Origin of the sequence: Kosakonia sp. PSU_27 (assembly GCF_039409795.1) — a bacterium.
In the GTDB taxonomy this organism is placed as follows: Bacteria; Pseudomonadota; Gammaproteobacteria; order Enterobacterales; family Enterobacteriaceae; genus Kosakonia.
Genome location: NZ_JBCIVK010000001.1, coordinates 46,171 through 66,530 on the forward strand (window position 1 = coordinate 46,171; position 20,360 = coordinate 66,530).

The 20,360-nt window shown below is 55.7% G+C and carries 20 protein-coding genes; 12 read left to right on the forward strand and 8 right to left on the reverse strand.

Annotated features, from left to right (window positions below; translation table 11 throughout):
• Window positions 1-27: 27 nt before the first annotated feature.
• Window positions 28-678, reverse strand: a complete 651-nt coding sequence (locus AAIG26_RS00245) for a type II CAAX endopeptidase family protein (RefSeq protein ID WP_343179337.1) — start codon at window positions 676-678, stop codon at window positions 28-30.
• 285 nt (window positions 679-963) lie between these two features.
• On the opposite strand from AAIG26_RS00245, the gene flhB reads away from it, so the two are divergent.
• The 5 genes from flhB (at window position 964) to AAIG26_RS00270 (ending at window position 7,625) form a co-directional block, all read left to right on the forward strand.
• A complete protein-coding gene (gene flhB, locus AAIG26_RS00250) occupies window positions 964-2,115 on the forward strand; it encodes a flagellar biosynthesis protein FlhB (RefSeq protein WP_044489677.1) in 1,152 nt (383 codons plus the stop codon).
• Window positions 2,108-4,186 (forward strand): flagellar biosynthesis protein FlhA, encoded by a 2,079-nt coding sequence (gene flhA, locus AAIG26_RS00255; RefSeq protein WP_045511290.1) that lies wholly within the window; start codon window positions 2,108-2,110, stop codon window positions 4,184-4,186. The genes flhB and flhA overlap by 8 nt, the downstream gene beginning before the upstream one ends.
• A 71-nt stretch (window positions 4,187-4,257) precedes the next feature.
• Complete coding sequence (locus tag AAIG26_RS00260; RefSeq protein WP_276307067.1) at window positions 4,258-4,608, forward strand: flagellar protein FlhE; 351 nt, start codon at window positions 4,258-4,260, stop codon at window positions 4,606-4,608.
• Window positions 4,609-4,900: 292 nt separating this feature from the next.
• Entirely contained in the window at window positions 4,901-6,475 is a 1,575-nt protein-coding gene (locus tag AAIG26_RS00265; protein WP_020454137.1) for an MFS transporter, read from the forward strand.
• A 10-nt stretch (window positions 6,476-6,485) separates the two neighbouring features.
• On the forward strand, window positions 6,486-7,625 hold the full coding sequence (locus AAIG26_RS00270) for a glycoside hydrolase family 105 protein (RefSeq protein WP_343179338.1): 1,140 nt from the start codon (window positions 6,486-6,488) through the stop codon (window positions 7,623-7,625).
• A gap of 60 nt (window positions 7,626-7,685) precedes the next feature.
• On the opposite strand, the gene argS is transcribed toward AAIG26_RS00270, so the two are convergent.
• Complete coding sequence (argS, locus tag AAIG26_RS00275) at window positions 7,686-9,419, reverse strand: arginine--tRNA ligase (protein WP_045511294.1); 1,734 nt, start codon at window positions 9,417-9,419, stop codon at window positions 7,686-7,688.
• 146 nt (window positions 9,420-9,565) lie between these two features.
• On the opposite strand from argS, the gene AAIG26_RS00280 reads away from it, so the two are divergent.
• Both AAIG26_RS00280 and cutC read left to right on the forward strand, forming a co-directional pair.
• The gene (locus tag AAIG26_RS00280) at window positions 9,566-10,129 is read left to right on the forward strand and encodes a VOC family protein (protein WP_343179339.1); all 564 of its coding nucleotides are present in this window, start codon (window positions 9,566-9,568) and stop codon (window positions 10,127-10,129) included.
• Window positions 10,130-10,172: 43 nt separating this feature from the next.
• Complete coding sequence (gene cutC / locus AAIG26_RS00285; protein ID WP_343179340.1) at window positions 10,173-10,916, forward strand: copper homeostasis protein CutC; 744 nt, start codon at window positions 10,173-10,175, stop codon at window positions 10,914-10,916.
• A gap of 82 nt (window positions 10,917-10,998) precedes the next feature.
• On the opposite strand, the gene cmoB is transcribed toward cutC, so the two are convergent.
• Genes cmoB through AAIG26_RS00310 form a run of 5 tightly spaced genes read right to left on the reverse strand, consistent with a single transcriptional unit; the run spans window position 10,999 to window position 14,576 of the window.
• Window positions 10,999-11,970 (reverse strand): tRNA 5-methoxyuridine(34)/uridine 5-oxyacetic acid(34) synthase CmoB, encoded by a 972-nt coding sequence (gene cmoB / locus AAIG26_RS00290; protein WP_020454132.1) that lies wholly within the window; start codon window positions 11,968-11,970, stop codon window positions 10,999-11,001.
• Window positions 11,967-12,707 (reverse strand): carboxy-S-adenosyl-L-methionine synthase CmoA, encoded by a 741-nt coding sequence (gene cmoA / locus AAIG26_RS00295; protein ID WP_045511305.1) that lies wholly within the window; start codon window positions 12,705-12,707, stop codon window positions 11,967-11,969. The genes cmoB and cmoA overlap by 4 nt, the downstream gene beginning before the upstream one ends.
• A gap of 39 nt (window positions 12,708-12,746) precedes the next feature.
• Entirely contained in the window at window positions 12,747-13,142 is a 396-nt protein-coding gene (locus AAIG26_RS00300; RefSeq protein ID WP_017456923.1) for an MAPEG family protein, read from the reverse strand.
• 52 nt (window positions 13,143-13,194) lie between these two features.
• Window positions 13,195-14,013, reverse strand: coding sequence for a DUF72 domain-containing protein (locus AAIG26_RS00305; RefSeq protein WP_343179343.1), 819 nt, complete (start codon window positions 14,011-14,013; stop codon window positions 13,195-13,197).
• Window positions 14,010-14,576 carry a hydrolase gene (locus AAIG26_RS00310; protein WP_343179344.1) on the reverse strand — a complete coding sequence of 189 codons (567 nt, stop codon included), beginning with the start codon at window positions 14,574-14,576 and terminating at the stop codon, window positions 14,010-14,012. Before AAIG26_RS00310 ends, AAIG26_RS00305 begins: the two co-directional genes overlap by 4 nt.
• A gap of 263 nt (window positions 14,577-14,839) precedes the next feature.
• Here AAIG26_RS00310 and aspS point away from each other — a divergent pair, with 263 nt between their 5' ends.
• From aspS to ruvC, 4 genes are all read left to right on the forward strand, one after another.
• Window positions 14,840-16,618, forward strand: coding sequence for an aspartate--tRNA ligase (gene aspS / locus AAIG26_RS00315; protein ID WP_343179345.1), 1,779 nt, complete (start codon window positions 14,840-14,842; stop codon window positions 16,616-16,618).
• A 1-nt stretch (window position 16,619) separates the two neighbouring features.
• Complete coding sequence (gene nudB / locus AAIG26_RS00320) at window positions 16,620-17,063, forward strand: dihydroneopterin triphosphate diphosphatase (protein ID WP_020454127.1); 444 nt, start codon at window positions 16,620-16,622, stop codon at window positions 17,061-17,063.
• 147 nt (window positions 17,064-17,210) lie between these two features.
• Window positions 17,211-17,951 (forward strand): YebC/PmpR family DNA-binding transcriptional regulator, encoded by a 741-nt coding sequence (locus AAIG26_RS00325; RefSeq protein ID WP_045511314.1) that lies wholly within the window; start codon window positions 17,211-17,213, stop codon window positions 17,949-17,951.
• A gap of 37 nt (window positions 17,952-17,988) precedes the next feature.
• Window positions 17,989-18,510 carry a crossover junction endodeoxyribonuclease RuvC gene (ruvC, locus tag AAIG26_RS00330; RefSeq protein WP_020454125.1) on the forward strand — a complete coding sequence of 174 codons (522 nt, stop codon included), beginning with the start codon at window positions 17,989-17,991 and terminating at the stop codon, window positions 18,508-18,510.
• Window positions 18,511-18,536: 26 nt separating this feature from the next.
• Here the strand turns inward: ruvC and AAIG26_RS00335 are convergent, their stop codons facing one another.
• Window positions 18,537-19,355, reverse strand: coding sequence for a helix-turn-helix transcriptional regulator (locus AAIG26_RS00335; RefSeq protein WP_343179347.1), 819 nt, complete (start codon window positions 19,353-19,355; stop codon window positions 18,537-18,539).
• Window positions 19,356-19,450: 95 nt separating this feature from the next.
• Here AAIG26_RS00335 and AAIG26_RS00340 point away from each other — a divergent pair, with 95 nt between their 5' ends.
• Window positions 19,451-20,332 (forward strand): SDR family oxidoreductase, encoded by an 882-nt coding sequence (locus AAIG26_RS00340; RefSeq protein WP_020454123.1) that lies wholly within the window; start codon window positions 19,451-19,453, stop codon window positions 20,330-20,332.
• The last annotated feature ends 28 nt before the right edge of the window (window positions 20,333-20,360 follow it).

Consider the following 20,360-nt stretch of genomic DNA (forward strand, 5'->3'; position numbering starts at 1 on the left):
AAAGGGAAGGGGAAACCTTCCCTTTTTTTATTGCAGGAAAATATCCCCCATCGAGAAGGAGTTCGCCAGCGCATGCAACACCATCGGGACAATCAAGCCGCCCGTACCGAGCCTGACCACACATAACACCGCAGAAAAAATAAAGAGCTGAATAAAGGTGATGGGCGCGTGATATTGCATATGGATGACGGCGAACAGCAGTGAGGTCAGCACAATTCCCACTTGCTGCGGCGCTTTTCCCCATCCCAGGCTGGCATTGAGTAAAAAGCCGCGAAAGATAATCTCTTCACTTACGGGGGCCACCAGGCACGCCGTTAAAATCCACGCCCAGCGGGTCAACCCGGTGTAATCACGCAGCGAATCAAGCCAGGGTTCGGGCTGCTGAAACAATTTCTCCATCACCAGCATCACCGTCAGCGCCAGCAGTGGCACCGTTAGGTTACGCAGTGCCAGTGTACCAACGGGTAATAGCCCCTCAAAATGGCGCGCGTAATAGCGCCAGAGTAGCAGTGAACAAGGCAATAACAGCGCGGTGCAGAGAAACGGCACGGCAAGGCCATTTCGATAAAGCGTCATAAAACCGGGGATGAAAAAAGCCAGATAAAAGAGGCTGTAATAGCTAACAAACGCCGCGATGCAAATTGCCGTATGCGAAATTCTGTCCAGGTGTCGTGGCATAAAAAACGTCCGTGCCGATAAATACGCGAAGCTGACCATTATAAAGGAGAGCGCTGGCATTTCTGTTCTGCGGTTAATAATCAGGATATGTCGATAAAAAATGGGCTTTAGGCAGCATTTTCCAACTAGCGTTGCCGTTTGGTCTGCGTTTCAGCTGGCGGGGTTGAACATCAGGCGACACCTCAAATGGCGAAAACCCTCTGTTTTTATGCCTTACTCTGCCCATTGGACAGGCTTGACTCTGGCAATATGTCATCAAACCTGTAACCCGTGGATGTGTTGGCCGTGGCCTCTGAAGACAACGACGACAAAACAGAAGCCCCCACAGCGCACCGACTAGAGAAGGCGCGCGAAGAAGGGCAAGTCCCCCGATCCAAAGAACTGACATCACTACTGATCATGTTGGTCGGTATCGGCATTCTGTGGTTTGGCGGTGAAGCGTTTGGTCGCAGGTTATCGATGGCGCTCTCATCCGGGCTGCGTTTTGACCACAAGATTATCAGTGACCAGAACCTGATCCTCGGGCAGATCATCGTGATGTTAAAAAACGTGCTGCTCGGTATGTTGCCGCTGCTGACGGGCGTGGTGATCATCGCGCTGGTCGCGCCGGTGATGCTGGGCGGGCTGGTGTTCAGCACCAAATCGCTGGAGTTTAAGTTTTCCAAGCTCAACCCGCTCAGCGGATTGGGGCGTTTGTTCTCCGCGCAAGTGGGTGCGGAGCTGGTGAAAGCGTTGATGAAAGCGCTGCTGATGGGCAGCGTCGCGGGCTTTTTTTTATGGCACCACTGGCCGGATATGATGCGTCTGATGAGCGAATCGCCGCTGACCGCTATGGCGAGCGCCCTCAACCTGGCCGGGCTGTGCGCGATGCTGGTGGCGCTGAGCATTATCCCGATGGTGGGGTTTGACGTTTTCTGGCAGATCTACAGCCATCTGAAAAAACTGCGCATGTCCCGTCAGGACATCCGTGACGAATTTAAACAGAGCGAAGGCGACCCGCACATTAAAGGCCGCATCCGTCAGATGCAGCGTGCAGCGGCGCGCCGTCGCATGATGGCCGATGTGCCAAAAGCAGATGTCATTGTCACCAACCCGACGCACTACTCCGTCGCACTGCAATACGACGAGAATAAGATGAGTGCGCCGAAAGTGGTGGCCAAAGGCGCGGGAATGATTGCGCTGCGTATTCGTGAGCTGGGGACGGAGAACCGTGTGCCGATCCTCGAAGCGCCACCGCTGGCGCGTGCGCTCTATCGCCATTCTGAAATTGGTCAGCAAATCCCGGGCCAGCTGTATGCGGCAGTTGCCGAAGTGCTGGCGTGGGTATGGCAGTTGAAACGCTGGCGTCTGTCCGGCGGGCAACGACCTGTTAAACCTGAGAATCTCCCGGTGCCTGAGGCGCTGGACTTTTTGAACGAGAAGGACACTGATGGCTAATCTGGTAGCAATGCTGCGTCTACCCAGCAATCTGAAATCGACCCAATGGCAGGTTCTCGCCGGGCCGGTGCTCATTTTGCTTATTTTGTCGATGATGGTGCTGCCGCTACCGGCGTTTATCCTCGACCTGTTGTTTACCTTTAACATCGCACTTTCCATCATGGTGCTGTTGGTGGCAATGTTTACCCAGCGCACGCTGGAATTCGCCGCATTCCCGACCATTCTGCTGTTTACCACCTTGTTGCGCCTGGCGCTGAACGTCGCTTCGACGCGTATTATCCTGATGGAAGGGCATACGGGATCGGCGGCGGCAGGGCGGGTGGTTGAAGCCTTCGGTCACTTCCTCGTTGGCGGTAACTTCGCCATCGGTATCGTGGTGTTCGTCATCCTCGTTATCATCAACTTTATGGTTATCACCAAAGGTGCGGGGCGTATCGCCGAAGTGGGCGCGCGTTTCGTACTCGATGGGATGCCCGGTAAACAGATGGCAATTGACGCTGATCTCAACGCCGGGATTATCGGTGAAGATGAAGCGAAACGCCGCCGTTCTGAAGTGACGCAAGAAGCGGACTTCTACGGTTCGATGGACGGTGCGAGTAAGTTCGTTCGCGGCGACGCCATCGCCGGTATTCTGATCATGGTTATTAACGTCATCGGCGGTTTGCTGGTGGGCGTTTTGCAACATGGTCTGTCGATGGGCGATGCGGCCTCAAGTTACACCCTGCTGACCATCGGTGACGGTCTGGTTGCGCAGATCCCGGCGCTGGTTATCTCTACCGCGGCGGGCGTTATCGTCACCCGCGTCAGCACCGATCAGGATGTTGGCCAGCAGATGGTTGGCCAGTTGTTCAGCAATCCGCGCGTGATGATGCTCAGCGCCGGCGTACTCGGCCTGCTGGGGCTGGTGCCGGGGATGCCGAACTTTGTGTTCCTGCTGTTTACCGCCGCGCTGCTCGGTCTTGCCTGGTGGCTGCGTGGTAAAGACCAGGCTGCGCCTGCTGAAGCCGCGCCGATGAAGCTGCCGGAAAACACCCAGGCGGTGGAAGCCACCTGGAACGATGTGCAGCTTGAAGATTCCCTCGGTATGGAAGTGGGCTATCGCCTGATCCCGATGGTGGACTTCCAGCAGGATGGCGAACTGTTAGGCCGTATCCGCAGTATTCGTAAGAAATTCGCGCAGGATATGGGCTTCCTGCCGCCTGTTGTCCACATCCGCGACAATATGGATCTGCCACCAGCCCGTTACCGCATCCTGATGAAAGGGGTGGAAATTGGTAGCGGCGAGGCTTACCCGGGGCGCTGGCTGGCGATTAACCCAGGCACGGCGGCGGGCACGCTGCCGGGTGAGCAAACCGTGGACCCGGCTTTTGGCCTGGCCGCTATCTGGATTGAGAGCGCGTTGAAAGAACAGGCGCAGATCCAGGGCTACACCGTTGTGGAAGCCAGTACCGTGGTGGCAACACACCTTAACCACCTGATTGGTCAATTCTCGGCGGAGCTGTTTGGTCGCCAGGAAGCGCAGCAACTGCTTGACCGGGTGAGCCAGGAGATGCCGAAGCTGACCGAAGATTTGGTGCCGGGCGTCGTCACGCTGACCACGCTGCACAAAGTGCTGCAAAACCTGCTGGCCGAAAAAGTGCCAATCCGCGATATGCGCACCATTCTCGAAACGCTGGCCGAGCATGCGCCGCTGCAAACCGATCCGCACGAACTCACGGCGGTAGTGCGCGTGGCATTGGGCCGCGCCATTACCCAGCAGTGGTTCCCGGGTAATGATGAAGTGCAGGTGATTGGTCTTGATACGCCGCTTGAACGTTTGCTGTTGCAGGCATTGCAGGGCGGTGGCGGTCTGGAACCGGGTCTTGCCGATCGCTTACTGGAACAAACTCAGGAAGCGTTAACGCGCCAGGAAATGTTGGGTGCGCCACCGGTGTTGCTGGTGAACCATGCGCTGCGTCCACTGCTGGCACGCTTCCTGCGCCGCAGCCTGCCGCAACTGGTGGTGTTGTCGAACATGGAAATGTCGGATAACCGCAGCATCCGTATGACTGCGACTATCGGAGGCAAATAATGCGTTATCTGGCCTGGTTGGTGGCTTTGCCGCTGTTTGCCCACGCGGCCGGAAACGGCATTGGCGAAGGCATGTGGCAGGCCAGCAGTATCGGTATCCGGCTGGATAACCGCGGCGTGGTCTCTTCATCACGACCGCTGGGCCCGTCGCAGCCAGTAAACGGGCTGATGACGGATGTCTCGTGGCGCTATGAATTAAATGGCCCGACGCCTGCCGGGTTAGTGGTTCGGCTCTGTTCTCAGGCGCGCTGTGTCGAGCTGGATGGGCAGAGTGGCACCACGCGCGGCTTTACCGATGTTCCGGCACTCGAATCGCTGCGTTTTGTCTGGGAAGTGCCCGGCGGTGGACGGTTATGGCCGCCGCTGGACGTTCGTAGTAACAAAGTGCTGGTCAACTACCGTCAACCCACTCAGCAAAACTAACCGCTTCGCTTCAATGAGTTAGCTCGTTTTTCACCCGAAAATCCCGCCGCACTGGCGGGATTTTGCTATCCGCCCCGCATTTTTGACCGCTCCTTTTGATGCAACAGAAACGCTGTTTTATAAATCAGTGAAGCGCGTATCGGCACTCTTTGCATTTTTGCCAGCCACGTAATTTTGATGGCAGAAACAGAAAGGTTTCCCGTTGCACATCCTCTTACTTTAGCCGTGTAAGAAATTCCTTTGGCTAAGCCGGATCGTCAAAGGTCCCCCAAAATAAACAGGGTTGACGGCAATGAAAACACGAAAAATTGGATTGGCTAATTATCTCGCCTATGGCTCGGGCGATTTTCTGGGTGCGGGCACAACCGCGTTAACCGCAGCATGGTTACTCTATTTCTATACGACCTTTTGCGGCCTGACGCCGATTGAAGCGACATTTATCTTCGCGACAGCAAGGGTGCTGGATGCGGTGGTCAGTCCGCTGATGGGCTTTTTAACCGATAATTTCGGTTCGACCTGGCTTGGTAAACGCTTCGGTCGACGTAAGTTCTTTATTTTGTTAGGTATCCCTTGCGTGTTCAGCTACTCAATAATGTGGGTAGGGGACATGAGTTTCTGGTATTACCTGCTGACGTATCTGCTGTTTGATGTGGTCTACACCATGATTCTGGTGCCGTACGAAACGCTGGTGCCGGAAATGACTGACGACTTTAAACAGAAAACCAAATTCTCCGGCGCGCGTATCTCCATGGCGCAGATGTCGGCGATTCTGGCCTCGTTCCTGCCGGGCGTCCTGCTGTCACACTTTGGTAAAGACAACCCGGTCTCCTTTTTCTACGCAAGCCTGGTGTTCTCGGTGCTCTGTGCGCTGATGCTGACGTTTGTCTGGTGTTTTACCTGGGAGCGTCCGCGCGAAGAGTGGACTGAAGCGGCGCTGCGCGCGGAAGAAGAGAAAAAGAGCCTCACGCTTGGGCAAAGTTTGCGCCGCCTGTTTGTTGAACTCAGCTCCACGCTGCGTATCAAGATTTTCCGCCAGCACCTGGGGATGTACCTCGGCGGTTATATCGCGCAGGACGTATTTAACGCGGTGTTCACCTATTACGTGGTGTTCGTGCTGATGCAGGAAGCATCGCTGGCCTCCAACTTGCTGGGCACGATGGCGATTTTCCAGTTCATCGCGGTGATTGCCATGATACCGCTGTGCATCCGCTTTGGACCTGCACCGTCATACCGCATGGTGGTGGTGCTGTTCGGTCTGAGCGCCGCCTCTTATGCCGTGCTCTACTACGCCGGTTTAAGCGATGTTTATTCGCTGCTGTTGCTGGTGTCCGCCGTTGCCGGTCTGGGACGCGGTGGTATCAACTACGTACCGTGGAACACCTACACCTACATTGCGGATATTGACGAAGTGGTCACCGGCCAGCGCCGTGAAGGGATCTTCGCCGGGATCATGACGCTGACCCGTAAAGCCTCGCAGGCCGGTGCGGTGATGCTGGTGGGGATTGTGATGCAGGCGTCTGGCTTTGTCTCCGGGCAGAAAACCCAGGTGCCAGAAGTGAGCCACACCATTTTGATGATCATGTGCTTTGGCACCATTGCGGTACTGTGCTGCGGCTTCCTCGTCTCCTTACGCTTCAAGCTGAACCTGAAAACCCACAGCGTGCTGCGTGAAGAAACGGCCAAAATGCGCCAGAGCGGCCGCGCGATGCCAGAAAGTATCACTCCGCAAGCGCGCGAAACCGTCGAAATGCTGGCGGGCATGCCTTACGAATCCTTGTGGGGCAACAACAACATTGGCTATCTGAATCGCAATAAACCTGCCGCGCCATCGCTGAAAGACGCGTCACTGAAATCGACTTATAACTGAGGTTAAGAATATGAAGGTTTGGCCTGTCAAACACAGCCCGTTACTGCGTCAGCCAGAGCGTTTTATCGCCCGTGATGAACTGAAAGCGTTGATCCGCAAGGTGACGCATAACCTGGTCAATATTCACGACAACACCGGTGAGTTTTTACTCCGTCTCGACGATGGGCGCGTGATTGATACCAAAGGCTGGGCTGGCTGGGAGTGGACGCACGGCGTGGGTCTGTACGGGATGTATCAGTATTATCGCCAGACCGGCGAAGAGGGCGTGCGCGAGGTGATTGATAACTGGTTCGCCGACCGTTTTGCAGAAGGCGCAACCACTAAAAACGTCAACACCATGGCGCCGTTCCTGACGCTGGCGTATCGCTATGAAGAAACCGGTAACCCGACTTATCTCCCTTGGCTGGAAAGCTGGGCCGAATGGGCGATGAACGAGATGCCGCGCACCGACTGCGGCGGGATGCAGCACATTACGCTGGCGGAGGAGAACCACCAGCAGATGTGGGACGACACGCTGATGATGACCGTGCTGCCGCTGGCGAAAATCGGCAAATTGCTCAACCGGCCAGACTATGTGGAAGAGGCGGTGTATCAGTTTCTGTTGCATGTGCAGAACCTGATGGACAGGGAAACCGGGTTGTGGTTCCACGGCTGGAATTATGACGGTCACCACAATTTTGCCAACGCGCGCTGGGCGCGCGGGAATAGCTGGCTGACCATCGTTATCCCGGATTTCCTTGAGCTTGTCGATCTGCCGGAAAACAATGCGGTGCGCCGTTATCTGGTCCAGGTGCTGAATGCGCAAATCGCCGCGCTGGCGAAGTGCCAGCATGAAAGCGGGTTGTGGCATACGCTGCTCGACGATCCAGATTCTTATCTGGAAGCCTCGGCAACCGCCGGGTTTGCGTATGGCATTCTGAAAGCGCTGCGTAAGCGTTATATCAGCACCGATTACACGGATGTGGCGGAAAAAGCGGTGAAAGCGATTGTGGGAAATATTTCGCCGGAAGGGGAGTTATTGCAGGTGTCGTTCGGCACCGGGATGGGCAGTAATCTGGCGTTTTATCGCCAGATCCCGCTGACCTCAATGCCATACGGCCAGGCGATGGCGATGCTCTGTTTGACGGAGTATCTGCGCAAATATTTCTGAAAGGCGATAAATGAAAAACCCCGGCTGGCCGGGGTTTTTTATGGCTAAAAACGGAAGGGATTACATACGCTCTACGGTTTCGATACCCAGCGTATCAAGACCGAGTTTCAGCGTTTTTGCCGTCAGCAGGGCCAGTTTCAGGCGGCTTAAACGGGTTTCGTCGTTTTCCGCGCTGAGGATCGGGCAGTGCTCGTAGAAGCCGGAGAACAGACCCGCCAGATCGTACAGATAGGCGCACATCACATGCGGCGTACCTTCACGGGCAACGACGGACAGGGTTTCTTCGAACTGCAACAGACGCGCTGCCAGTTGGGATTCACGCTCTTCGCCAATCACCACCGGTGCGTTTTCCAGTACGCTCTCTTCAATACCCGCTTTACGGAATACGGAGAGCACGCGGGTGTAAGCGTACTGCATGTACGGTGCTGTGTTGCCTTCAAAGGCCAGCATGTTGTCCCAGTCGAAAACGTAATCGGTGGTGCGGTTTTTCGACAGATCCGCATATTTCACCGCGCCGATACCGACCGCGTTGGCCAGTTTTTCCAGCTCGTCGGCAGGCATATCCGGGTTCTTTTCTGCCACCAGACGACGCGCGCGTTCCAGCGCTTCATCCAGCAGATCGGAAAGTTTCACCGTACCGCCCGCGCGGGTTTTGAACGGCTTGCCGTCTTTGCCGAGCATCATGCCGAACATGTGGTGTTCCAGCGGCACGGAATCCGGCACATAACCGGCTTTACGCACGATGGTCCAGGCCTGCATCAGGTGCTGATGCTGACGGGAATCGATGTAGTAGAGCACGCGATCGGCATGCAGCGTTTCATAACGGTATTTCGCGCAGGCGATGTCCGTGGTGGTGTACAGATAGCCGCCATCCTTTTTCTGGATGATGACGCCCATCGGTTCGCCTTCTTTGTTTTTGTACTCATCCAGGAATACCACGGTCGCGCCTTCGCTCTCGACCGCCAGACCTTTGGCTTTCAGATCCGCAACGATGCCCGGTAACATCGGGTTATACAGGCTTTCACCCATTACATCTTTGCGGGTCAGCGTCACGTTCAGGCGTTCGTAGGTTTTCTGGTTCTGACTCATAGTGATATCGACCAGCTTGCGCCACATCTCGCGGCAATATTCATCGCCGCCTTGCAGTTTCACCACGTAAGCGCGTGCGCGTTCAGCGAATGCCGCGTCTTCGTCATAATGTTTTTTGGCTTCACGGTAAAAACCTTCCAGATCCGCCAGCGCCATTTCACCGGCGTTCTCCTGCTGTTGCAGCTCAAGGTAAGCAATCAACATGCCGAACTGGGTGCCCCAGTCACCGACATGGTTGGCGCGAATCACGTTATGGCCGAGGAATTCCAGCGTACGGACTGATGCATCGCCAATGATGGTGGAACGCAGATGGCCGACATGCATCTCTTTCGCCACGTTCGGCGCGGAGTAATCGATAACCACGGTTTGCGGCTGCGGTTTTGTTACGCCCAGGCGATCGGATTTCAGCGCCGCATCTACCTGCGAGGCGAGAAACTCAGGCGCGAGGAAAATATTGATAAAGCCAGGACCGGCGATTTCAACTTTATTGGCAATCCCGTCGAGAGAAAGGTGAGACAGAACCTGCTCGGCCAGTTGTCGCGGCGCCATGCCCAGTTTTTTCGCTACTGCCATCACGCCATTAGCCTGATAGTCGCCAAACTGAATTTTTGCTGACTGACGAACCTGCGCTTCACAATCGACTGGCGCGCCTGCTGCAATCATGGCCTGACTGACTTTTTCTGAGAGAAGAGCCTGAATATTCACCGGGATACCTTACTTTTAGGACACCGCGTCGCTGAGGCGGCGTCCGGGTGTTTAATAAAGGCGGGAGTATACTGCAAATGCCCGGTGGCGTCAGCACTGCATAACACGGTAGATTATGCGCTTTGTTATGACTTGCGAGCACTGTTATGCGTAACTGGCAAACTGTCGAAGAGTTGCAGGATATCGTGGAAGATTTGCCACGGTTTACCCAAGATTTGCAAAATTTAGCTACCCGTCTGGGGCTGGATATCGCACCCTTAAATGCCGATCACATCTCGTTGCGCTGCCACCAGAACACCACGGCGGAGCGCTGGCGGCGTGGTTTTGAACACTGTGGCGAACTGCTGTCGGAAAACATCATTAATGGTCGGCCGATTTGCCTGTTCAAACTGCGTGAACCCGTGTGTGTCGCCCACTGGCAGTTTACGGTGATTGAGTTGCCGTGGCCGGGTGAAAAGCGCTACCCGCACGAAGGGTGGGAGCATGTAGAAATCGTGCTGCCGGGCGATATCGCCACGCTCAACGCGCGTGCGCTGGCGCTGCTGGCTGATGAGGGCTTAAGCCAGCCGGGTATTTCGGTGAAAACCAGTTCACCAAAAGGCGAGCGCGAACGGCTGCCCAATCCAACACTGGCGGTGACGGATGGCAAAGTCACCGTGAAATTTCATCCGTGGACCATTGAAGAGATTGTCGCGAGCGAGCAGGGGTGAAAGCGCTTGCGAAAGCGAGCCATGCTGAACCGGGGGAGAGGAAATGACCTTACTGGAAATCTGTTGTTATGGTGTCGATGACGCGGTGATTGCTGAGCAACGTGGCGCCGACCGCATTGAATTTTGCGCCGCGCCGAAAGAGGGCGGTTTAACCCCTTCCTTTGGCGCGTTAAAAGCGATTCGACAGGCGGTGACCATTCCCGTACATCCGATCGTGCGCCCGCGCGGTGGGGATTTTTGCTACCGGGCCGATGAGTTTGCCACCATGTTGAGCGATATTGAGATGCTGCGTGAGTTGGGTTTCCCCGGGCTGGTCACCGGTGTGCTGACGGAAGAGGGAGATGTCGATATTGTGCGCATGCGGGAAATTATGCAGGCCGCACAGGGGATGGCGGTAACTTTTCATCGCGCGTTCGATATGTGTGCTAATCCGCTTCAGGTATTTGATAACTTAGCGGAATTAGGCATTGCGCGTATTCTCACGTCTGGTCAGCAGCCCTCGGCAGCAAAAGGACTTTCATTAATCAGGGAACTAAATGCCAGGTCTGGTGTTCCAATCATTATGGCCGGCGCAGGTGTGCGTCCGGATAACCTCGAAACCTTTCTCCATGCGGGTATTAAAGAGGTGCATAGCTCGGCAGGCCACTGGACAGCATCGCCGATGCGCTATCGCAATCCAGGATTATCGATGTCGTCAGATGCCAGTGCGGATGAATATGCCCGCTACGGCGTGGATGGCGATGCGGTGGCGCTAATGAAAGAGATGATTTTGCACCATCGCCCGTAACAGTTTTTACCGCGCATCATGTCGCCCAATATGATGCTTGCTTGTACCAGGCCCCTGCCATTAACAGGGGCCTTTTTTTATCTTACGGTTTGCGGGCAATCAACACCGCGCGAACCGGGGCCGGGTAGCCTTCAACGGTTTTGCTGTTATCCGCCGGGTTCAAAAAATCGGCCAGTGATTCCGTGACCATCCACGGCGTACGACGTTGCTCGTCGGTACTGGTAACGCTGGTATCCGCAATGCGTACATCAACAAAACCACACTTCTCCAGCCAGTTTTTCAGCGCCAGCGCAGAAGGGATAAAATAGACATTTCGCATTTGCGCATAGCGGTCACCGGGCACCAGCACGGTATTTTCATCGCCTTCCACCACCAGTGTTTCCAGTACCAGCTCGCCATCCTTCACCAGTTGATCTTTCAACTGCCACAGATGTTCAAGCGGTGAACGGCGGTGATAGAGCACGCCCATGGAAAACACGGTATCGAAAGCGTTCAGCGCCGGAAGCTGCTCAATGCCAAGCGGCAAAAGATGCGCGCGACGATCGTCGCCCAACAGCTTACGCACGGCTTCAAACTGGCATAAAAACAACTGCGTTGGATCGATACCAACGGCAAGCTGCGCACCCGCGCCGACCATGCGCCACAGGTGGTAACCGCTGCCGCAGCCGACATCCAGAATGGTGCGGCCTTTCAGGTCAGAGAGGTGCGGCAGGACGCGCTCCCATTTCCAGTCGGAACGCCATTCGGTGTCGATATCAATGCCATACAGTGAAAATGGCCCTTTGCGCCACGGCATCAGATTACGCAGCAGCGTTTCCATACCTTTAAGCTGCCCGGCGCTGAGCGGTTCGGCGCTTTGCGCGCTGACGCTGTGCAGCAGATCCAGCTTTGCGGGGGTGATGGTCGGCAGAAATTCTACCGCGTTGTTCCACTGCTTAAACTGCCCGTGCAATGCTTCACGCTGCCAGGCGGCGATCTGGGCGGGTAACGTTTCCAGCCAGTGCGCGAGCGTACCGGTGGCTATTTGCTGATAAAAACGGCCGAACTCAATCATGCTGCAACCGCCTTCAGAGCCACCAGCGAACCAAAATTAAAACACTGGAACCACAGTTCGCTGTGCTCAAACCCGGCAGTGCGCAGGCGGGTTTTATGCGCTTCAACAGAATCCGTCAGCATGACATTCTCCAGCATGCTGCGCTTCTGGCTGATCTCCAGTTCGCTGTAGCCGTTAGCACGTTTAAAATCGTGGTGCATATTGAACAACAGTTCGCCGACGGTGTGGTCTTCAAAACTGAATTTTTCCGATAACACTAACGCGCCGCCAGGATTCAGCCCCTGGTAAACTTTCTGCAGCAGTTTCAGGCGGTCGTCCGGCTGCAGGAATTGCAAGGTGAAGTTGAGTACCACCATCGAGGCGTTTTCAATCTGAATATCGCGAATATCGCCTTCAATCACTTCAACCGGCGTTGGCGCTTTATAGGCATCGATATGACGACGGCAGCGCTCCACCATGGCGGGTGAATTGTCGACGGCGATAATTTTGCAATCAGCATGGTGAATGTTGCGACGCACTGAGAGCGTGGCCGCGCCCAGTGAGCAGCCGAGATCGTAAACCTGCGTGGCAGGCTGGACAAAGCGCTCCGCCAGCATGCCGATCATCGAGATAATATTGGAGTAACCCGGTACGGAACGCTGGATCATGTCCGGGAAGACTTCGGCTACCCGTTCGTCAAAAGTCCAGTCGCCCAGGCTGGCGATAGGCGCAGAAAAAAGCGTGTCGCGGTGAGACATAGTGTAAATATCCGGGAAAACAAAGGGGCGTATTGTGCGCTAATGCAGGGAGAAAACCAACTCCCAGGGCATGTACCACAGATTTGCCAGCACCATCAACAGCAGCGAGCAAAAGGTTGCGCCCATGCCGGAACGACGCCAGCGGATCAGGCGGTGGTGAAAGCCGTAATAATGCATCAGGCGACCGGCGATCAGCAGCAGCCCACAAACATGCACTAACCAGGTTTGCGCACCGTCCATCTCCATAAAAAGAAGCAGGATCAGGGCGACGGGAATGTATTCCACCGCATTGCCATGAATGCGTATCGCACTTTGCAGCTCGCTAAACCCGCCGTCGCCATAGCTAACACGGTATTGCGTGCGCAGGCGAATAACGTCAAAAGAAAATTTTATGAGTAACAATGCACCCAGCACGGCGTAAAGCGCGCTAACCATACTAACTCCCTTTAAGGCTCTGGTGACCGCTAAACAATGATAGGTGGTTCGTTCAGAAAAGAGAAGATTGCAGCGGAAGAGAAGGGGCGTCGCCAACGCTCGGGACGGCAACCTGCAACCGCTGCCACAGGGTTTCCACCAGTTCCGGCGCTTGCGCGATATCGGGCGTATGCAAAAACAAATAGGGGGTGGTGGTCTGTTCCCACAACGGGAGTTTTTGCAGCCATACGGCAAACAGCTGGCGATTTTGTTCCATATTGTCGCTGCCGATAAAACGCACCATCGGATGGCTGGCGGTTATCAGCGCATGCACCGGGACTTTCGGCTTTTTGCGCTGCGCTTCGATGATCGCTTCACTGTGCGGAATGGCGCTGTGCACCGGGCGGCTATCAAGGATCACGCGATTCACCCCGCGCGCATGTAAGCCCTGATTGAGCGCTTTTTCCTCTTCGCCTTTGGCGAAAAAGCCTGGGTGGCGCACTTCAACGCCATAGGTGAAATCAGCCGGCAGCGCGTCCAGAAATGCCCACAACGCGGGGAGATCGCGCGGGCCAAAGGTTGCCGGAAGCTGTAACCAGTACTGGCCTATCCGGTTGGCAAGCGGCGACATTCGTTGAAAAAACTCGTCTGTCAGATCGCGGCAGTTACGCAGCGCCGCCTGGTGCGAAATGGTGGCGGGGAATTTAAAGCAAAAGCGGAAATCATCGGTGGTTTGTTCGCGCCAGCGCGCCACGATCTCAGCTTTTGGCAGCGCGTAAAGCGTGGTGTTGCCTTCGACGCAGTTAAAGTGACGGGCGTACTCTTCGAGGCTGGTGATGCCAAGGCGCACCCATTTGGGGTGCGACCATTGCGGCAGGCCGACATACATCATAACGCGCTGAGGATCTCGTCCGTGCTGCGAACACGGCTAATGCGCGGGAAGATATACTTCAGGCTGCCCTGATGTTGCTCGTTGCTGCCTGCGCTGCAAGCATCTTCTGCAATCACCAGCGAAAAACCTAATTCCCACGCGTTGCGCGCGGTGGATTCCACGCCAATATTGGTGGAAATACCGCACAGCACAATGGTGTCGATGCCACGGCGGCGCAGTTGCAGCTCAAGATCGGTGCCGTAAAACGCGCCCCACTGGCGTTTGGTCACTTCAATATCGCTCTCTTTTTTACCCAGGGCCTGCGGGTAAACCCACCAGTTTTCCGGTAGAGTATGACCGCCTGTTGGCGCGTCAACCGGCTGTTTCAGCGCTTCGGCGAAATCTGCTGACCAGCCAACGCGCACTAATACGACCGGCGAACCGTTGGCACGGAATTTTTCCGCGAGCGTTGCGGCACGTTGAACCACGTCCTGCGCTGTGTACGGGCCACCGGCGAAAGGTAAAATACCCTCCTGTAAATCGATCACCACCAGTGCGGTTTTCTCAGCATTGAGTTCCAGCATAATAACTCCTGAAAAATGAATGACGTCGGCGGATACCTTACGCGTTATGCAGGTGCGGACGGTTTACAAATTTTGTTAAATTTTGTGAGAATGCGCAATAAGCGCGCAGCAAACGCGCGTACAGTCGGTCGCGGGCTTATCGTCAGTCAGAATTTCCAGTATAATAGCCCCCTTTTTTCATCCAGTTGTGACATACGAAAATAGCTGCCACCAGAGTGCCTGCCCCGCAGGCGGGTCGCGCGCAGCTAATTAAGGGATATCTCATGCGTACAGTATATTGCGGGCAGCTCAATCAGTCCCATGTGGGACAGCAAGTAACGCTTTGTGGGTGGGTCAATCGTCGTCGTGACCTCGGTAGCCTTATCTTTATTGATATGCGCGATCGTGAAGGCATCGTGCAGGTGTTTTTCGACCCGGACCGTCAGGATGCGTTCCAGCTCGCCTCTGAACTGCGTAATGAGTTCTGCATTCAGGTTACCGGTACCGTGCGTGCGCGCGACGGCAAAAACGTCAACAAAGATATGGCAACCGGTGAAGTGGAAGTGTTCGCCACCGGGCTGAATATCATCAACCGTTCTGACGTGCTGCCGCTGGACTCCAACCACGTTAATACCGAAGAAGCGCGTCTGAAATACCGCTACCTCGATCTGCGCCGCCCGGAAATGGCTCAGCGCCTGAAAACCCGCGCCCGGATCACCAGCTTCGTGCGTCGCTTTATGGATGACCACGGTTTCCTCGATATTGAAACCCCGATGCTGACCAAAGCGACGCCGGAAGGCGCGCGTGACTATCTCGTGCCGTCGCGCGTGCATAAAGGCAAATTCTACGCGCTGCCGCAATCCCCACAGCTGTTTAAACAACTGCTGATGATGTCCGGCTTCGACCGTTACTATCAGATCGTCAAATGTTTCCGTGATGAAGACCTGCGTGCTGACCGCCAGCCGGAATTCACCCAGATCGATGTGGAAACGTCCTTTATGACCGCGCCGCAGGTGCGTGAAGTGATGGAAGCGCTGGTTCGCGAGCTGTGGCAGGAAATTCGTGGTGTGGATCTGGGCGAGTTCCCGATTATGACCTTTGCTGAAGCCGAGCGCCGTTACGGTTCCGATAAACCCGATTTGCGTAACCCGATGGAGCTGGTAGACGTGGCCGACTTGCTGAAAACGGTCGAGTTTAAAGTCTTCTCCGGCCCGGCAAACGATCCGAAAGGCCGCGTTGCCGCGCTGCGTGTGCCAGGTGGCGCACAACTTAGCCGTAAACAGATTGACGACTACGGCAAGTTTATCGAAATCTACGGGGCGAAAGGCCTTGCTTACATTAAGGTCAACGAAGCGGCAAAAGGACTGGAGGGGATCACCAGCCCGGTCGCGAAGTTCCTGAACGCTGAAATCGTTAGCGCGATCCTTGAGCGCACTGGCGCACAAGATGGCGACATGATTTTCTTCGGCGCGGATCACAAGAAAGTGGTGGCTGATGCGCTGGGCGCGCTGCGTCTGAAGCTGGGTAAAGACCTGAATCTGACCGACGAAGCCAAATGGGCGCCGCTGTGGGTGATCGACTTCCCGATGTTTGAAGATGACGGCGAAGGCGGCCTGACCGCGATGCACCATCCGTTCACCTCACCGAAAGATATGACCGCGGCTGAGCTGAAAGCGGCACCGGAAGAGGCCGTAGCGAATGCTTACGATATGGTTATCAACGGTTATGAAGTGGGCGGCGGTTCGGTGCGTATCCATAACGGCGAAATGCAGCAGACTGTATTCGGCATTCTGGGCATCAATGAGCAGGAACAGCGTGAGAAGTTCGGCTTCCTGCTGGATGCGCTGAAGTATGGTACGCCGCCGCACGCGGGTCTGGCGTTTGGTCTGGATCGTCTGACCATGTTACTGACCGGCACCGATAACATCCGTGACGTGATTGCGTTCCCGAAAACCACGGCGGCGGCCTGTCTGCTGACCGAAGCGCCAAGTTTCGCCAACCCGGCATCGCTGGCTGAGCTGGGTATTTCCGTCGTCAAAAAAGAGACGCCGGAGAATAAATAAGATGGCCTTTAAGCACCCTGTTTCTGTACTGGTGGTGATTTACGCCGAGGACACGAAACGGGTGCTGATGTTGCAGCGACGCGACGATCCTGATTTCTGGCAGTCGGTTACCGGCAGTCTTGAAGCTGGAGAGGTAGCGTCGCAAGCCGCCATGCGTGAAGTAAAGGAAGAGGTCGACATCGATATTGCTTGCGAGCAACTGACCTTAGTCGACTGTCAGCGCACGGTGGAATTTGAAATATTTAGTCATTTACGTCATCGCTATGCGCCGGGCGTCACGCACAATACCGAATCCTGGTTTTGTCTTGCGCTGCCCCATGAACGCCAGATCGTTTTTAGTGAACATCTGGCGTACCGCTGGCTTGATGCCCCGGCAGCGGCGGCATTAACCAAGTCGTGGAGCAACCGGCAGGCGATTGAAGAATTTGTTATTAACGCCGACTAATTTCCCCTGGAATTTCAGTTCTCAGGAAGGTGGCAATCCCCGGCGTCGCCAGGTGTTTACCGTGGTAAGCAACGGGTGCGAACGGGGGCAGCTAACGCGCCAGAGGACTGAAAGCCGCCGGGAAAAGGCTTTATTGGAGAGTTTTTTATGGCAGGTCATAGTAAATGGGCCAACACCAAACACCGCAAAGCGGCACAGGATGCTAAACGCGGTAAGATCTTTACCAAAATCATCCGTGAACTGGTAACGGCTGCGCGTCTGGGCGGCGGTGATATCGGTTCTAACCCGCGCCTGCGTGCGGCGGTTGATAAAGCGCTGTCTAACAACATGACCCGCGACACCTTAAACCGTGCTATCGCGCGTGGTGTGGGTGGTGATGATGACGCGAACATGGAAACCATCATTTATGAAGGTTATGGTCCTGGCGGCACGGCGGTGATGGTGGAGTGTCTGAGTGACAACCGCAACCGTACCGTGGCGGAAGTGCGTCATGCTTTCAGCAAATGCGGTGGTAACCTCGGTACTGACGGTTCTGTCGCGTATCTGTTCAGCAAAAAAGGGGTTATCTCCTTCGACGCAGGCGACGAAGACACCATTATGGAAGCGGCGCTGGAAGCCGGTGCTGAAGACGTTGTGACGTTTGATGATGGCGCAATTGACGTTTATACCGCGTGGGAAGAGATGGGCGCAGTGCGTGACGCACTGGAAGCCGCGGGTCTGAAAGCGGACAACGCTGAAGTCTCCATGATCCCGTCGACCAAAGCCGACATGGACGCGGAAACCGCGCCGAAACTGCTGCGTCTGATCGATATGCTGGAAGATTGCGACGACGTGCAGGAGGTTTACCACAACGGTGAGATCTCTGATGAGGTTGCGGCGACACTCTAATGTCGCTGATTAACTTGCCTGTCACCGGAGACGCATAATGGCGATCATTCTCGGTATCGATCCGGGTTCGCGCGTCACCGGTTACGGCGTGATCCGCCAGACGGGACGACAACTGACCTATCTCGGCAGCGGTTGTATCCGTACCAAAGTGGATGATTTACCGTCGCGTCTGAAGCTGATTTATGCGGGCGTGACGGAGATCATTACCCAGTTCCAACCGGATTTTTTCGCTATCGAGCAAGTGTTTATGGCGAAAAACGCTGATTCGGCACTCAAGCTGGGGCAGGCGCGCGGTGTGGCGATTGTCGCCGCCGTCAATCAGGACTTGCCGGTGTTTGAATATGCCGCACGGCAGGTAAAACAGACGGTGGTGGGGATTGGCAGCGCGGAAAAAAGCCAGGTGCAACATATGGTGCGCACGCTGCTGAAACTGCCCGCTAACCCGCAGGCGGATGCGGCAGATGCGCTGGCTATCGCCATCACGCATTGCCATGTCAGCCAGAATGCGTTGCAGGTGAGCAGCACAAGGCTCAATCTGGCTCGCGGACGATTACGCTAAAAAGCGCCGGTTTACCGGCGCTTTTTTTATAACAGTGAACTTATCTTGCGTGCGTCCTCGTCGGTCGACGGGTTATAGACCACCATTGTTAAGTCCGGTTGCCCTTCCACCGAAAAACTCGAATACTCCAGCGATAACCGACCGACCGCACCATGCAGCAGGATTTTGGTGCCTTCTTCCATGACCGCAATATCGTTATTCTGCCAAAGCTCGGCGAACTCAGCAGAAGCTGTACTGAGTTCTTCCACCAGCGGACGAATTTCAACCGATGCACCCGCGCGGGTTGCATCAGCACGAAAAGCGGCCACCAGAAAGCGGGCGAGCGAGTGCCAGTCCACCTGCGCGGCGCGTGCCTGGGGATTAAGGAAAATACGCCGCAGAATGTTACGTTCATGTGCAGGCTGGCTGGCGTAATCGGATAACACCACCGTGGCGGCTTTGTTCCAGGCGAGCACATCCCAGGTTGCATTGCGGATCATCGCCGGGCTCAGATGCATACAGTCCAGCACCTTTTGCAGCCTTTCTGTCACGGTTCCTCTGGCCGGGTAATGCATGCCCGGAGCACGGCCTAATGCCAGATGAAAAACGTGTTCGCGTTCGCGCTGAGAAAGGCGCAGCGCCTGGCAAATGCGCTCCAGCACTTCCGCCGAAGGCGTCCCCCCGCGACCTTGCTCAAGCCAGGTGTACCAGGTAGCACTAATACAGGCCAGATGCGCCACCTCTTCACGGCGCAGCCCCGGCGTACGCCGCCGTGCGGTATGAAATCCCAGCGCCACAGGGTCAAGCTGCGCCCGGCGCGACTTCAGGTAACTGCCCAGATCTTTAGGCTGAGTAACGCTTTGCATCCTGTTAGTCCTTATACCCCGATAACGTCACTACTTTTCACTACAGAGGATATTTATAAGGATAACGGCGCGAGTCAACATCAGGAGACACACACATGCATGTTTTTCTAACGGGCGCGACCGGTTGGGTCGGCGCAAAAGTGGCGGCAGAGCTGATTGCTGCCGGGCACCAGGTGAGCGGCCTGGCAAGAAACGCGGATAAAGCACAGGCGTTGCTGGCTGCGGGAGGGCAGGTTGTTTCCGGAACGCTGGATGACCATTCTCTCTTGTTTGACGCGGCTTCGCGTGCGGATGCGGTGATCCATACCGCCTTTAATCACGACTTTTCCCGTTTTGCGGAAAATAGCGAACAGGACCGTCGCGCCATTGAAGTGATGGGGGAGGCGCTGATCGGTAGTGACCGTCCGTTGCTGGTGACCTCGGGGCTGGCAAGGTTGGTTCAGGGACGGCCAGCAACTGAAAAGGATCATCCTGTCAGCGCGCCGGACTATCTGCGCCGTTCCGAACAGGCGGCACAGGCTCTGGTCGAAAAAGGTGTCCGGGCTGCCAGTGTGCGTCTGGCTCCAACTGTTCATGGTGTAGGCGATCACGGTTTTATCCCGATTTTGATCGCGCTGGCGAAGAAAACCGGTGTATCCGCCTGGCCGGGCGAGGGCAATAATCGCTGGGCGGCGGTGCATCGCCTTGATGCGGCGAAGCTCTACCGGTTGGCGCTGGAAAGTGGCGTCACGGAAACGGTATACCATGCGGTAGCGGAGCAGGGGATCGCGATGCGGGAGATTGCTATCGCCATCGGCAACATGCTGGGCCTGCCCGCTGAATCACGCGGTGCTGACCATTTTGGCTGGTTTGCCACCTTTGCCGCAGCGGATATGTCAGCGTCCAGCGAGCGAACCCGCGAGGTCTTAGGCTGGCATCCTGAGCAACGCGATTTGCTCACCGATCTTGCGGATGCGGCCTATTACGCGAATTCCTGAACCGCGCTAGCGTTTTCCTGTATATTCG